Source organism: Bradyrhizobium murdochi (genome assembly GCF_000472965.1).
Lineage (GTDB): Bacteria > Pseudomonadota > Alphaproteobacteria > Rhizobiales > Xanthobacteraceae > Bradyrhizobium > Bradyrhizobium murdochi.
Genome location: NZ_AXAU01000008.1, coordinates 178,713 through 193,248, shown reverse-complemented (window position 1 = coordinate 193,248; position 14,536 = coordinate 178,713). Strand labels below are relative to the sequence as shown.

Below are 14,536 nucleotides of genomic sequence, written 5' to 3'. Positions count from 1 at the left end.
CCCGCCCTTACAGCAGGCTGATCACAACCGGCTGCCGACGAAGAAGGGTAAGCGCCGAGCCGATTGCGCCACTCTTCACGGACTGCAAACCGGACCGCAAAATCCGCATATCGGACCGGCTCTGGACGAAGCCTCGATGTGCCCGCCGCCGCGAGGGAATGGGTCGGCCATCGTGGGGTTCGGTCGTGTGAGGCCGAAACCGGAACCGATTTGGCTGCAAGCTGCCTGATGCGCCTGCTCGCCGACTACGAGCCGGCACCGCGGCGCCGCTGCACTTGTTGTTTCAGTCGTCGCGGCTGGCTTCTCCGTAGATCAGAGCCTTCATCGATTATCTCATGGAACGGTGGCACGGAACCGACCCATTCCAGTGAGCAGCCGGCGCGCGTCATTATAAGAATCGAAATTCAATTCTTCAGCGGTGCCAAATGGCCGTGGTATACCAAGCCGCTGATCAAGCGTGTTTCAGAGGTCGCTAACAATGAACCATGGTTCCATTTCAAGCGATTTGGCCGTTGCGCGGACTGACTCGACTCCGTAAATAGAATTTATCTACCGCGTTCCCCGATGGGCCGGCCGCGGTCCCATAAAACATGAAGTCGCCGAATGACCGCCAGGATCGAACGACCGCTATCGCCCCATTTGCAGACCTATCGCATGACCCTGACGATGGCGCTTTCCGTCATCCACCGTGCGACTGGTATTGCGCTCTATTTCGGTACCCTGCTGCTCGCCTGGTGGCTGATCGCAGCCGCCTCCGGCCCCGGGGCGTATGCCCATGTGCAGGCCTTCACCGGCAGCATCATCGGCAAGCTGATCGTGTTCGGCTACACTTGGGCGCTGCTGCACCATCTGGTCAGCGGTATCCGCTACTTCTTCTGGGACCTCGGCTACGGCTTCAAGGCCAACGAGCGCGAAGCCCTCACCTGGGGCGCGCTGATCGCCGGCATTTCGCTGACCGTCCTGGTCTGGATCATCGCCTACACCGTCGGAGGCGGACGATGAGCCGCCCCTCGTCGATGCGCACGCCGCTCGGCCGCGTCCGCTATCTCGGTTCCTCGCATTCCGGCACCAGCGATTTCTGGCGCCAGCGCCTCACGGCGGTGGCGATGACACTCTTGATCGTGCCCGTCATCGTGATCGTACTGATGCTGATCGGCCGCAACCAGGCCGGCGCGGCGCAGATCCTCGGCTCGCTTCCAATCGCGATCATCCTGGTGCTCTTCATCATCGCGAGCGTCTGGCACATGAAGATCGGCATGCAGATCATCATCGAGGACTATGTGCACAACGAGATACTGAAGCTCGCCAGCGTGATGGCCAATAATTTCTTCTGTATCGCGGTCGCCTTGGCGTCGATCTACGCGATCGTTAAATTGTCATCGGGAGTGTAGCCCATGGCTGCTGAAGGTAACGGCAAGGCCACGAGCCGCAGTGGCCCGGCCACCAACGGAAAAGCCTATCCGATCGAGGACCACATCTACGACGTCGTGGTCGTCGGCGCCGGCGGCGCCGGCCTGCGTGCCGTGGTCGGCTGCAGCGAGGCTGGCCTGCGCACCGCCTGCATTACAAAAGTGTTCCCGACACGTTCGCATACTGTCGCGGCCCAAGGCGGCATTTCGGCTTCGCTCGGCAACATGCATCCCGACGACTGGCGCTGGCACATGTACGACACCGTCAAGGGATCGGACTGGCTCGGCGACCAGGACGCGATCGAATACATGGTGCGCAATGCGCCGGAAGCCGTCTACGAGTTGGAGCATTGGGGCGTGCCGTTTTCGCGCACCGAGGACGGCAAGATCTACCAGCGTCCGTTCGGCGGCATGACCATGGACTACGGCAAGGGCCAGGCGCAGCGCACCTGCGCCGCCGCCGACCGCACCGGTCACGCCATGCTGCACACGATGTACGGCCAGGCGCTGCGCCATTCGGCCGAGTTCTATATCGAATTCTTTGCCATCGACCTGATCATGGATGACCAGGGCGTCTGCCGCGGCGTCATCGCGCTCAATCTAGACGACGGCACGCTGCACCGCTTCCGTGCCCAGACCACGATTCTCGCCACCGGCGGCTATGGCCGCGCCTACGCCTCCTGCACCTCGGCGCATACCTGCACCGGTGACGGCGGCGGCATGGTGCTGCGCGCCGGCCTGCCGTTGCAGGACATGGAGTTCGTCCAGTTCCACCCGACCGGGATCTACGGCGCCGGCTGTCTCGTCACCGAAGGCGCGCGCGGCGAAGGCGGCTATCTCGTCAATTCCGAGGGCGAGCGCTTCATGGAGCGCTATGCGCCCTCCGCCAAGGACCTCGCCTCCCGCGACGTGGTCTCGCGCTCGATGACCATCGAGATTCGCGAAGGCCGCGGCGTCGGCAAGAAGAAGGACCACATCTATCTGCACCTCGATCATCTCGATCCGAAGGTGCTTCAGGAACGGCTGCCCGGCATTTCCGAATCGGCGAAGATCTTCGCCAATGTCGACGTCACCCGTGAGCCGATTCCGATCGTGCCGACGGTGCACTACAACATGGGCGGCATTCCCACCAATTATCACGCCGAAGTCCTGACCAAGAAGGACGGCGACGACAATGCGGTGGTGCCGGGCCTGATGGCGATCGGCGAAGCGGCCTGCGTGTCCGTGCACGGCGCCAACCGGCTCGGCTCCAACTCGCTAATCGACCTCGTCGTATTCGGCCGCGCGGCAGCGCTGCGGCTCGCAGAAAAGCTGACGCCCAACGGCAAGCAGCCCGAATTGCCGAAGGATTCCGCCGACATGGCGCTCGGACGGCTCGATCATTACCGCCATGCCTCGGGCGGCACGCCGACCGCGAAGCTGCGGGACAGCATGCAGCATGTGATGCAGAACAATTGCGCGGTGTTCCGCACCGGCGAAATCCTTCACGAAGGCCAGAACCTGATTCACAAGGTGCATGGCGGCATCGGCGACATCGCGACCACCGACCGCTCCCTGGTGTGGAATTCCGACCTGATCGAGACGCTCGAATTCGATAATCTGATCGTGCAGGCGGTGGTCACCATGGATTCGGCGGCGAACCGCACCGAAAGCCGCGGCGCCCATGCGCGCGAGGACTTTGCCGAGCGCGACGACAAGAACTGGATGAAGCACACGCTGGCCTGGATCGATCCGAACGGCAAGACCGTGATCGATTATCGCCCGGTGCACGACTACACGATGACGAACGACGTCCAGTACATCCCGCCGAAGGCGCGGGTGTATTGATGACCAACACCGTCATTCCGGGGCGATGCGAAGCATCGAACTATGGTGCGCAATTGCGCACCTGAGAATCTCGAGATTCCGGGTCTGGTCCTTCGGACCATCCCGGAATGACGAAAGGTTAGAATAATGGCTGAATTCACGCTTCCGAAAAATTCGAAGATCACCGGCGGCAAGGCCTGGCCGAAACCGGCAGGCGCGACCGAAACGCGCGAGTTTCGCGTCTATCGCTGGAATCCGGACGACGGCAAGAACCCGAGCGTCGACACCTATCATGTCGATATCAACGATTGCGGGCCGATGGTGCTCGACGGCCTGATCTGGATCAAGAACAACATCGACCCGACGCTGACCTTCCGTCGCTCCTGCCGCGAAGGCGTCTGCGGCTCCTGTGCCATGAACATCGATGGCCAGAACACGCTGGCCTGTACCAAATCGATGCACGACGTGGCCGCAGGTGGCGCGGTCAAGGTCAACCCGCTGCCGCACCAGCCGGTCGTCAAGGACCTGGTGCCCGATCTCACCAATTTCTATGCGCAATACGCCTCCATCGAGCCGTGGCTGAAGACGACCACGCCGACGCCGCAGAAGGAATGGAAGCAGAGCCACGAGGACCGCGAAAAGCTCGACGGCCTCTACGAGTGCATCCTGTGCGCCTGCTGCTCGACTTCCTGCCCGAGCTACTGGTGGAATAGCGAACGCTTCCTCGGGCCCGCCGCGCTGCTGCAGGCGACGCGCTGGGTGAAGGATTCCCGCGATGAAGCCACCGGCGAACGGCTCGACAACCTCGAAGACCCGTTCCGGCTCTACCGCTGCCATACCATCATGAACTGCGCCAAGGCCTGCCCGAAGGGCCTGAACCCGTCGGAAGCCATCGCCGAGCTCAAGCTGAAGATGGTCGAGCGCCAGATCTAGACGTGATGCCGTAGCCCGGATACCGCGAACGGCTGGATTTGAATCGATTATGATCAATCCGGCTTGGCCGCCGGAAGCGCGAGTTCCCATCGCCGCTCCGCTTTATTCCTAGCACGAGTTTGCGTTAAGCTCGCCACGAAGCCGGAGCGAGCGTGCAGACCGCGCAACCTAATTCGCTGAGACTGCTGCAATGGATGATGGTCGCCTCGTTGGCGCTTCCGTTGGCGCTCTTTGTATTTGCATCTGCTGTCTCCTGGGTCTCGATCCGCGAAACGGCCGACCGTGAAATCGAGCGCACGCTGGATGTCGCGCACGAGCATGCGCTGAAAGTATTCGAGACCATCGACCGCAGCCTGTCGGAGATCGCCGAGATCATCCGCGACCTTCCCGACGCTGACATCGTTGCCCGCGAACAAGCGCTGCATTTGCGGCTGAAGCAGTTGGTCGCCTCCCTGCCGCAGGTGAAGTCGGCCTGGATCTTCGACGCCAAGGGCCATGCCCTCGTCAACAGCCTCGTTGTCCCGGCGCCCGAGATCGATTTTTCCGACCGGGACTATTTCAAGGCCCACGTCGCCGGCGATATCGGAACCTACATTGGCGAGGCGCTCGCGCCGCGGCCACCCTATCAGGGCGCCGCATTCTTCGGCGTCGGCAGACGGCGCCCGAGCGAGGACGGCAGCTTCGCAGGTGTGATCCAGACCTCTGTGCTGCCGCAGTATTTCGAAAGTTACTACGCCCGGATCGGCCGCGAGCCGGGCAGTTTCTTCGCGGTCGGTCGCGCGGACGGCACCGTGCTGGCGCGTTTTCCCACCGCAGGCCGCGAGGTCCGTCTCGACCGCAGCGACCCGATCGGAAAGCCGACCACGGCCGATACCAAAGCCGATACTAAGGCCGATACCAAGTCCGGCCTCGTCACCGTGACCTCGTCGACCGACGGCATCGAACGGCGCCTCGGACATCAGCGGCTGGCCGAATACCCGATCTATGTCAGCGCCGGCCTCGAGACGTCGGTGATCCGGGCACGCTGGCTGTCCACCATGAGCCAGCATCTGATTTTCGGCGCGCCGGCCACCGCGCTGCTGTTTGCCCTGTTGGGGCTCGCCTTGCGCCGGACGCGCCATCTTCATTTCGAGGCCGAGAAGCGCCGGGTGGCCGAGGAAGCGCTGAAGCACGGTCAGCGGCTGGAGGCGCTGGGCCAGTTGACCGGCGGCGTTGCGCACGATTTCAATAATCTGCTGACGGTGATCCTTGCTTCCGTGGACCTGTTGCGGCGGCCTGACCTGCCGGAAGCGCGGCGGCTGCGCTACATCGATGCGATCTCGGATACGGTGACCCGCGCCGCCAAGCTGACCGGTCAATTGCTCGCCTTCGCGCGGCGGCAAACGTTAAAGCCGGAGGTGTTCGACGTTGGGCGGACCGTGCAGATGCTGAGTGAAATGATCGGCACCCTGATCGGTTCGCGCATCGAAATTGTCATCCTTGGGCCGGAAGAGCCGTGCTTCGTCAACGCCGACGCCGGCCAGTTCGAAACCGCCATCATCAATATGGCCGTGAACGCGCGGGACGCCATGGAAGGCCGCGGGCGGCTGACGATTGCGGTCGGAATGGCAGCCAGCCTGCCCAACGCCGCCCCGCAGCCGCAACATCCATATGGTTATGTGGCCGTATCCGTCGCCGATACCGGCAGCGGTATCCCGCCGGACCAGTTCGAACGCATTTTCGAACCCTTCTTCACGACCAAGCAGGCCGGCCATGGCACCGGGCTCGGCCTGTCGCAGGTGTTCGGCTTCGCCAAGCAATCCGGCGGCGAAGTGGCTGTGTCCAGCGAAGTGGGCAAGGGCAGCATTTTCACGCTGTATCTGCCGCGCACCGCCGGCAGCGTCAAATCGCGACAGATGCCGGCAGCAGATGCCGCGGCGATCGACGGAAGCGGGATGTCGGTGCTCGTGGTCGAGGATAATGCCGAGGTCGGACGCTTCGCTACCGATGCGCTGGCCGAACTCGGCTACGCGACCAGACTCGTCGGCAACGCCGTGCATGCACTCGAAGAACTGGCGGCCAGCGCCGAGCATTTCGATGCCGTATTCACCGACGTCGTGATGCCCGGCATGACCGGTATTGAACTCGCCCAGGAAGTCCGCCGCCGCCATCCAGACCTGCCGGTGGTTCTGACCAGCGGCTACAGCCACGTGCTGTCGGAGCACGGCAGCTACGGTTTCGAGCTGCTGCAAAAGCCCTATTCGATCGAGGAGCTCTCCCGTGTGCTGCACCGGGTTGGCCGGCAGAAGGTAGAGCAAAGCGCGGAAACGCGGGCGTGATCCAGGCGCCGTAAGTGCCAATGATTGGCTTCGGCGTTTTCCACGTCATTGCAATGACGGCCGAGGGACACTCAGACTACCAGCGGGAACCATCTGATTTCCCTTACGTTATCGCGGCATGGCCAGATCCGATGTGAAGCCCAAGCCATCTGTCAGGAAATCCTCAGCCAAGAAATCCCCTGAGCAGCAAGAAGATTCGGAGTTCGTGGATGTCACGGCGGAAGGCGGCGAACGTGTCGAACCGCCGCCGCCGGAGGTCGTCGAGCCCGATCCGGAAATGTCTCCGGAGGAGGCTGAGCAGGCCCGCAAAAATTATCTGCTGACCCGGTTCTGGATCAGCGCGCGCGGCTACTGGGGCAGCGGCGGCGACCGGCTGGCGTGGCTGCTATCGATCAGCCTGCTGCTCCTGATCGTCACCAATGTCGGATTTCAGTACGGCATCAATGTCTGGCATCGCGCAATCTTCGACGCTATCGAAAGGCGCGACGCCGCGACCGTCTATTTTCTCACCGCGGTGTTCTTTCCGCTGGCCATCGGCAGCACGTTGCTTGGCATGGCCCAGGTGTTCGCCCGCATGGGCATTCAACGGCGCTGGCGCGCCTGGCTCACGAATGCGGTGATCTCGCGCTGGCTGGCCAACGGCCGCTACTATCAACTCAACCTGGTCGGCGGCGATCATCAGAATCCCGAATACCGCATCGCGGAGGATTTGCGGATCGCAACCGATTCGCCGGTGGATTTCGTTGCCGGCGTCACATCGGCATTTCTGTCAGCCGCCACCTTCATCGTGGTGCTCTGGACCATCGGCGGAGCGCTCACGATCACGCTGGCCGACTCGACGGTCACCATCCCCGGCTTCCTCGTGATCGCCGCGATCATCTACGCTGCGATCGCTTCGGGCTCGATCACGGCGATCGGACGAAGCTTCGTGCAGGTGTCCGAAAACAAGAACCAGGCCGAGGCCGAATACCGCTATGTCCTGACCCGCGTGCGCGAGAACGGCGAGAGCATCGCGCTGCTCGGCGGCGAAGAGGAAGAGCGCGACGGCATCAACAAGACATTCTCAAAAGTGCTGCAGCAATGGGCGCGGCTCGCCGGACAGCACATGCGCACCACGCTGGTGTCGCAGGGATCGCACCTCATCGCTCCGGTGGTTCCGATATTATTATGCGCGCCAAAATTTCTCGAGGGCAGCATGACGCTGGGCCAGGTGATGCAGGCGGCATCCGCCTTCACCATCGTGCAAACCGCGTTCGGCTGGCTGGTCGATAATTATCCCCGGCTGGCCGACTGGAACGCCTGCGCGCGCCGCATCGCTTCGCTGATGATGTCGCTCGACGGCCTGGAGCGTGCCGAGCAGGGCGACGGCATCGGCCGCATCCAGCGTGGGAAGACGGAAGGCGGCGCCATGCTGAGCCTCAACGATCTCTCGGTGTCTCTCGACGATGGCACCGCCGTGGTTGACGACACCGAAGTGGTGATCGAACCCGGCGAGCGACTGCTGGTGGCCGGCGAATCCGGCACCGGCAAGAGCACGCTGGTTCGCGCGCTGGCCGGGCTGTGGCCCTGGGGCGGCGGCAGCGTCAATTTCCATCCCGACCGCCGGCTCTTCATGCTGCCGCAAAAACCCTACATCCCCTCCGGCACGCTGCGCCGCGCGATTACCTATCCCGGCGCTGCCGAGGACTGGCTTACCGAACAGATCTGTGACGCCCTGCACAAGGTCGGCCTCGACCATCTCAAAGAGAAGATCGAGGAAGAGGGACCATGGGACCAGACGTTATCCGGCGGCGAAAAGCAGCGGCTGGCGTTTGCGCGCCTCCTGTTGCACAATCCCGACATCGTGGTACTGGACGAGGCGACGTCGGCGCTCGACGAGAAGAGCCAGGACAAGATGATGGACCTCGTCATCAAGGAATTGCCGAACGCCACCATCGTCAGCGTCGCCCATCGCGCCGAGTTGGAGGCGTTCCATAGCCGCAAGATCGTGCTGGAGCGACGCAAGGGCGGCGCCAAGTTAGTCAGTGACGTCGACCTGATTCCGCGCAAGGACCAACGCCGCCTGCTCGGTCGCTTCCTGCGCCATCGGAAAGCTGCGAACAAGGCGGCGTAGGTCTCTTTCTCGCCGAGTGGCGCGCACGATCCATCCAGCCCGTCATTGCGAGCGCAGCGAAGCAATCCAGCTCCTCACTCGCCGCGCTATGGATTGCTTTGCTGCGCTCGCAATGACGCAGATAGGCCGCAACGTACCGGTGCCCCGCCTTTGCAGACCGATCGATCGCAACAGAAATTGAACCTGTTTCGCTGCCGTAAAACCGGCTATGCATGCGCCGCTTCTACCCGAGGACCACCGTTTGACGCCCGATAACGACCCTTCGCCCGCGCCGTTCGGCGCGTTCGCCCCGAATGCCGCACAGGCCGCCATTATCTCGCTGGCCCACCGCTCGCGGCTGAAACGCGGTGCGTTCCGGCCGATGCTGTCGCGGATGGTGAACCTGTTGCGGACAGGGCCTGTCGACGTGCAATACCAGGGCGCTTCGTTCCGCTTCTATCATCAGGCCAGCGCCACCGAGCGCGGTGCGCTGTTCAATCCAGACTACAATCTCGAAGAACTGAATTTTCTCCGTGCGCATGTGCCCGCCGACGGCGTATTCGTCGATGTCGGCGCCAATGTCGGCACCTACGCGCTTGCGCTGGCGCGCCATGTCGGCGCCGGCGGCAAGGTGATCGCAATCGAGCCGCACCCGGTGACCCATGGGCGGCTTGCCTTCAACAACGCCGCCTCCGGCTACAGGCAGGTGCGGCTGGTCGCGGCCGCCGCCGGTCCCGCCGATGGCGAGTTGATGATCGAAACCGATGGCGACAATCTCGGCGCCAGCCACATCGTATCAAGCGGGGCTTCCGGCAAGGCGATCAAGGTACCGTCGCTGCGACTGCAGCGCATCCTCGAGGAGGCTGGTGTCTCGCATGTCGACGCGCTCAAGATCGACGTCGAAGGATTTGAGGATCGCGTGCTAACCGGCTTCTTCGCCGAGGCTCCGCAAACGCTGTGGCCGCGCGCGATCGTGATCGAGCATCTGTCGAAGGACGAATGGCAGCAAGACTGCATCGCCGACATGCGCTCGCGGGGTTATGCCGAGACCGGCAAGACCCGCAGCAACACGCTATTGGCGCGAGGCTGAATTTCCGTTGCAAACCCATCCCTCAAACCGCAGGAGAGCTTGATGATCGACCACATCGGATTTCCGGTTTCCGACTATGAGCGCTCGAAGGCCTTCTATGTGAAGGCGCTGGCGCCGCTCGATTATGCTCTCGTGATGGAAGTCAAGCAGGACCGCCCAGGCGAGCAGCCCGCCGCAGGTTTCGGCGCCAACGGCAAGCCCGATTTCTGGATCGGCGGCGAGGGCGGACTGGACAAGCCGCTGCATGTCGCGATCGTGGCGAAGGACCGCGCCACGGTTGATGCCTTCTACAAGGCGGCTATGGCCGCGGGCGGGCGCGACAACGGTCCGCCCGGGATCCGCGCGATCTATCATCCGAACTATTACGGCGCGTTCGTGCTCGATCCGGACGGCCACAACATCGAGGCCGTCTGCCACGCACCCGAGTAGCTCGGTTCCATTATTGGATCATGCGGGAACTTGACGCCCGCGTCGCCGTTATCGCTCCCGGAACTTGCAGTCCGGGAGATCTGATGCCGATTGAACCGCCGGAAGTACCGCCGGCGACACCGGGACAACCGACCGAGCCGCCGCGCGAGGAGCCACCGGGCCGTCCTCGTCCGGAGGTGCCGCCACCGGTGCATGAACCGGGCCGGCCGCCCCAGCCGCGGGAATTGCCGGGCGAGATGCCAGACGAGCTACCGGTGCGTGGGCCGAATGGCCCGCGAACGCCTAACCCAGCCACCGATCCGGGGACCGAATGATACAAGCTTTGAAACAAACTTTGAAAGCACCGTCTGAACGCGCAATGAACAAGGGGCCATGCAACCCTTTGCTTTCATGAAATAAAAGGCTACGGGCGATTTGTAAGCCGCCACAATCCGGCCTAATGATTAGCTGCTGATCGACCAACTGATACGTCAATACGGCACTGCCGTTACTGCCAGGCCTTTTCCACTGCCAGGCCTTTTCCGGAGACCAAAGGACATCATGACAAACCTTCGCATCGTGCTGCTTGCCACAACTGCCCTGTCGGTAACGCAGCTAGCGAGCTCCGCATCGCATGCCCAGACCGCTCCGCTCGTCCTGGCGCAAGCCAAGGAAGAGGACGGCAAAGGCAAGGGGCAGCAACCGCCGCCGAAGGGCGCACCGCCGCCGGCCGCCGCTCCTAGCCGACCGACGCCTGCTCCGCCGCCTCCCGCCGCGGCGCCGCCTCCGCGTCCCACGCCTGCTCCACCACCACCGGCGGCTGCCCCACCGCCACGCCAGGCACCGACGCCCCCGCCACCAGCGGCTGCGCCGCCGCCGCGTCCAACGCCGGCGCCGCCTCCTCCGGCAGCCGCGCCGCCGCGTCCAACACCGCCTCCGCCGCCGCCTCCTGCGGCCGCGCCCGCGCGTCCGACTCCGACACCGCCACCTCCCGCGGCGGCACCCGCGCGTCCGACCCCACCACCGCCTCCGCCACCCGCGGCAGCTCCCACTGCGCCGAAGCAGCCGGCGGCACCGACGCCGACACCAACACCGCCTTCCGCTCAGAAAGGGACACCGTCTCCCGTGCCGCCACCCCCGGCGGCCGGCACGAGACCTTCGCCGACACCGGCTCCAGCCGCGTCGCCGACGACGGCCCCAACGCCCGGCACGGCCGCGCCACCGGCGCGTCCCGGCGCCCCGCCCACGACGCCACCAGCCGCGGGTACTCCGACCCCGACGACGCCTCCGGCGGCGGGAGCCCCGACTACACCGCAGGGACGCCCCGGCACACCGCCTCCGGCCGCAGGCGCCCCAACGCCGACGCCAACGCCACCGACGGCCCGCCCCGGCGCACCGCCTCCCGCCGGCGCCCCCGCTGGAACGGCGCCGACTGCGACGCCGACGGCACCCCCGGCTGCCGGCGCTCCGGCGGCTCCGGGCACCACGACCGCGCCCGCGGCGCCGACCGCCGTGCCCGCTGCCCCGGCTGCGACGCCGCCTCCCGGCCGGGTCCAGAACGCACCGCCAACGGTCGCGCCGGCGTTCCAGCGTGCGCCGCAGGTCACGGCACCACTGCCGGCGCCGCCTCCTCCGACCCAAGAGGCGCTCAGGGTGATCGCCCCGGGTACTCGGGCTACAGGGCCGCAGCGCCTCGACGACTTCCGCGGCCAGCGTCGCGAAGTTCAGGAAGGCGGCCGCACGGTTATCACCGAACCCGGCCGGATCATCGTTCGCGATCCAGGCGGACAGGCCTATGTCCGTCACAACGAGGTCGAGCGCTTCCGCTATGGCGCACGCGACATCCAGACCCAGACCGTCGGCGGCGAGACCCGTACTGTCGTCATCAGGCCCGACGGCACCCAGGTCATCACCGTGATGGGCCGCGACGGCCAGTTGCTGCGGCGTATCCGCCGCGACGAGCGCGGCCGCGAGATCATCATCATCGACAACAGCTACCGCGATCCGCGGGCGACCGGCGGCTTCTTCGTCGCGCTGCCGCCGCCCACGATACGCATCCCGTATAACCGCTATATCGTCGATGCCGAGGAAGCGGAACCGGAGGTGATCTACGACACCTTGATGGCGCCGCCGGTGGAACGGATCGAACGGCGTTATTCGCTGGACGAAATCCGTTACAGCCCGACCGTGCGCCAGCGCATGCCGAGCATCGACGTCAACACCATCAACTTCGAAACCGGATCGTGGGAAATCCCGCCCGATCAGGCGGCGAAGCTGCAGGTGATTGCCGACGGCCTCAACCGCGCAATCCAACAAAACCCGCGCGCGGTGTTCCTGATCGAGGGCCACACCGACGCGGTCGGCAACGACGTCGACAATCTATCGCTGTCGGATCGCCGTGCGGAATCCGCCGCCACCTTGCTGACGCAGCAGTTCAACGTGCCAGCGGAAAACCTGACCTCACAGGGTTATGGCGAGCAGTACCTGAAGGAGCAGACCGACGGGCCGAGCCCGATCAACCGGCGCGTCACCATCCGCAACATCACGCCGCTGCTCAGCGGCGGGCAGGCGTCGCTGCCGCCGCCCCCGCCCTGCACCGCGCCGCCGCGCTGAGCCTGGCAGTCGATCAACATAAAATGGCCGGGAACAATCCCGGCCATTTTTTTGAGTTAAGCGCTGAGGGTGCGCGGCGGTATGCACGCCTCGCAAATGGCGGCGGCGTGCCGGTGATCGGTGCCGCAGCAGCCGCCAAGAATGCGCATCGTCGGAAACGCGCTCCTGAGCGCAAGGTAACGCCGCCCGAGATCGGCCGGGTCACCCGCATCGAGCGTTTCGGATTCGTCGAGTTCGGCATGGCTCTTTTTCGAGGCGTTGGCCCTTATGCCATGAATGCGTGCCGTCCAGGCTTCGCCTGCCTTCAACGCGTCTTCGAAATGCGTTGGGTGCGCACAGTTGATCAGGAAGTATTCGGGCGCACCATCTGTCTCGCGATCCACGGTCTCGATCGCCTCACGCAACGTTTCGCCTTTCACCAGGCGGCCATTGGTCTCCACGGTGAACGAGATGGCCGCAGGTATCCCCAGCGCCTTGGCTGCGCGAGCGATGCCGATCGCTTCATTGATGCTGGTAAGGGTATAGGCGGTGACCATGTCGGCGCCGCCTTCGACAAAGGCCGCAATCTGCGCCTGATGATAGGCCTCGGCTTCGTCAGCCTGCATGTTGCCTGCCTTGTAGCCGTCGCCGCGCGGACCGATGGCGCCGCTGATGACGCAGGGTGCGCCTGGCCGCTCCCAGCCGGTGCGCAGCTCCTCGAGTAATGCAATCGAACGGACATTGATCCCAGCGAGCGCGGACGCGTCATAGCCGAGCTTGGTGCCCCAATCCGGATTGGCACGCCATGTCGGGCTGTCGAGCACGAAGCCAACCCCATGCTCGCGCGCGACCGCGAGATAGGCGGCATAATACTGCTTCAGCTTTTCCCGCCCTTCGGCGCTATCCAGCAGCACAAAGGCGGCGAAATGCGGCAGCTCCACGCCTTCATGGAAGATCAGCGTGGTTTCCATGCCGCCATCGGCGAGAAAAACGCCACCGCGGCGCTGCGGCAGGGCGTGTCGATATTTGGCCATTTCAACATCTCCGCGAATTAAAGGACCTCGATACGTCTCTCGCGCATCGGCCAGGTCCGGCGATGTTGGTGCCTCATAGTGTCGCGGCGGCCTAGGCGGCTCGTGGTGCGGATGAACCTTGAGCTGCAAAATGATACGAAATCAAATGGTTGCCGGCAGGGCGCAAAGCTCCTGCGGCTTTCGGCCGTGGAGAAACCGTACCATGAGTGCAGTTTTGGAGGCCCCGAAGGGCAAGGGCGAAGCCACCCGCGAGCGCATTCTCGAGATCGCGGAGGCGGCCGTGCTCGCCAAGGGATTCGGCGCGACCTCGATCGAGGAAGTGATCGCCGAGGCCGGCCTCACCAAGAGCGGCTTCTTCTACCACTTCAAGGACAAGAACGCGCTCGCCCGCGAAATGGTCCGGCGATATGTCGCAACCAATGATCGCCTGTTCGACGAAATCTTCGGGCGCGGCCAACAGCTATCGGACGATCCGCTGCAGGCGTTCCTGATTTCACTGAAGCTGCTTGCGGAAACGATGGCCGATCTGCCGAACGGACATCCCGGCTGCCTGATCGCCAGCATCTGCTATCAGGAACGGCTGTTCGACCGTGAGATACGCGATCTCACCGCGCAATCCGTGCGGGACTGGAATGCGCGCTTCCGCACGATCCTCGACGGCATCGCGGCGGTCTATCCGCCGAGAGAGCCGGTCGACCTCGACGATGTCGCCGACATGCTGTCCTGCATCGTCGATGGTGCCATCATCATGTCCAAGACACTGAACGATCCCGGCCGACTGGAGCGGCAGATCATGTTGTTTCGCAGTCTTGTGAAGCTGATGTTCGCGCCAAACTAGGCCGTCGCCCCGGCGA

At 64.2% G+C, this 14,536-nt stretch carries 12 protein-coding genes; 11 read left to right on the top strand and 1 reads right to left on the bottom strand.

Annotated elements, in window-relative coordinates:
* Positions 1-603: 603 nt before the first annotated feature.
* From sdhC to YUO_RS44780, 10 genes are all read left to right on the top strand, one after another.
* Positions 604-1,002 (top strand): succinate dehydrogenase, cytochrome b556 subunit, encoded by a 399-nt coding sequence (gene sdhC / locus YUO_RS0117430; protein ID WP_028348440.1) that lies wholly within the window; start codon positions 604-606, stop codon positions 1,000-1,002.
* 14 nt (positions 1,003-1,016) lie between these two features.
* A complete protein-coding gene (gene sdhD, locus YUO_RS0117425) occupies positions 1,017-1,391 on the top strand; it encodes a succinate dehydrogenase, hydrophobic membrane anchor protein (protein WP_051379494.1) in 375 nt (124 codons plus the stop codon).
* A 3-nt stretch (positions 1,392-1,394) separates the two neighbouring features.
* Positions 1,395-3,236, top strand: a complete 1,842-nt coding sequence (sdhA, locus tag YUO_RS0117420) for a succinate dehydrogenase flavoprotein subunit (RefSeq protein WP_028348438.1) — start codon at positions 1,395-1,397, stop codon at positions 3,234-3,236.
* A 126-nt stretch (positions 3,237-3,362) separates the two neighbouring features.
* Positions 3,363-4,148, top strand: a complete 786-nt coding sequence (locus tag YUO_RS0117415; protein WP_028348437.1) for a succinate dehydrogenase iron-sulfur subunit — start codon at positions 3,363-3,365, stop codon at positions 4,146-4,148.
* Between the two features lie 152 nt (positions 4,149-4,300).
* Complete coding sequence (locus YUO_RS0117410) at positions 4,301-6,466, top strand: hybrid sensor histidine kinase/response regulator (RefSeq protein WP_028348436.1); 2,166 nt, start codon at positions 4,301-4,303, stop codon at positions 6,464-6,466.
* Between the two features lie 118 nt (positions 6,467-6,584).
* A complete protein-coding gene (locus tag YUO_RS0117405; RefSeq protein ID WP_028348435.1) occupies positions 6,585-8,579 on the top strand; it encodes an ABC transporter ATP-binding protein/permease in 1,995 nt (664 codons plus the stop codon).
* A 241-nt stretch (positions 8,580-8,820) separates the two neighbouring features.
* Positions 8,821-9,648 (top strand): FkbM family methyltransferase, encoded by an 828-nt coding sequence (locus tag YUO_RS0117400; protein ID WP_028348434.1) that lies wholly within the window; start codon positions 8,821-8,823, stop codon positions 9,646-9,648.
* 42 nt (positions 9,649-9,690) lie between these two features.
* A complete protein-coding gene (locus tag YUO_RS0117395) occupies positions 9,691-10,077 on the top strand; it encodes a VOC family protein (RefSeq protein ID WP_028348433.1) in 387 nt (128 codons plus the stop codon).
* 83 nt (positions 10,078-10,160) lie between these two features.
* The gene (locus YUO_RS44785; protein WP_083754615.1) at positions 10,161-10,391 is read left to right on the top strand and encodes a hypothetical protein; all 231 of its coding nucleotides are present in this window, start codon (positions 10,161-10,163) and stop codon (positions 10,389-10,391) included.
* A 226-nt stretch (positions 10,392-10,617) separates the two neighbouring features.
* On the top strand, positions 10,618-12,669 hold the full coding sequence (locus YUO_RS44780; RefSeq protein ID WP_083754614.1) for an OmpA family protein: 2,052 nt from the start codon (positions 10,618-10,620) through the stop codon (positions 12,667-12,669).
* A gap of 56 nt (positions 12,670-12,725) precedes the next feature.
* Here the strand turns inward: YUO_RS44780 and YUO_RS0117380 are convergent, their stop codons facing one another.
* Positions 12,726-13,682: a homocysteine S-methyltransferase family protein gene (locus YUO_RS0117380; RefSeq protein ID WP_028348430.1), complete on the bottom strand. Its 957-nt coding sequence runs from the start codon at positions 13,680-13,682 to the stop codon at positions 12,726-12,728.
* Between the two features lie 202 nt (positions 13,683-13,884).
* Between YUO_RS0117380 and YUO_RS0117375 the strand changes: the two genes are divergently transcribed.
* Complete coding sequence (locus YUO_RS0117375) at positions 13,885-14,520, top strand: TetR/AcrR family transcriptional regulator (protein ID WP_028348429.1); 636 nt, start codon at positions 13,885-13,887, stop codon at positions 14,518-14,520.
* Positions 14,521-14,536 lie beyond the last annotated feature (16 nt).

What these genes read in the sequence shown, in the direction of transcription:
- sdhC (WP_028348440.1), top strand. Translation starts at nt 604, where the DNA reads ATGACCGCCAGGATCGAACGACCGCTATCGCCCCATTTGCAGACCTAT.
- sdhD (WP_051379494.1), top strand. Translation starts at nt 1,017, where the DNA reads ATGCGCACGCCGCTCGGCCGCGTCCGCTATCTCGGTTCCTCGCATTCC.
- sdhA (WP_028348438.1), top strand. Translation starts at nt 1,395, where the DNA reads ATGGCTGCTGAAGGTAACGGCAAGGCCACGAGCCGCAGTGGCCCGGCC.
- YUO_RS0117415 (WP_028348437.1), top strand. Translation starts at nt 3,363, where the DNA reads ATGGCTGAATTCACGCTTCCGAAAAATTCGAAGATCACCGGCGGCAAG.
- YUO_RS0117405 (WP_028348435.1), top strand. Translation starts at nt 6,585, where the DNA reads ATGGCCAGATCCGATGTGAAGCCCAAGCCATCTGTCAGGAAATCCTCA.
- YUO_RS0117395 (WP_028348433.1), top strand. Translation starts at nt 9,691, where the DNA reads ATGATCGACCACATCGGATTTCCGGTTTCCGACTATGAGCGCTCGAAG.
- YUO_RS44785 (WP_083754615.1), top strand. Translation starts at nt 10,161, where the DNA reads ATGCCGATTGAACCGCCGGAAGTACCGCCGGCGACACCGGGACAACCG.
- YUO_RS44780 (WP_083754614.1), top strand. Translation starts at nt 10,618, where the DNA reads ATGACAAACCTTCGCATCGTGCTGCTTGCCACAACTGCCCTGTCGGTA.
- YUO_RS0117380 (WP_028348430.1), bottom strand. Translation starts at nt 13,682, where the DNA reads ATGGCCAAATATCGACACGCCCTGCCGCAGCGCCGCGGTGGCGTTTTT.
- YUO_RS0117375 (WP_028348429.1), top strand. Translation starts at nt 13,885, where the DNA reads ATGAGTGCAGTTTTGGAGGCCCCGAAGGGCAAGGGCGAAGCCACCCGC.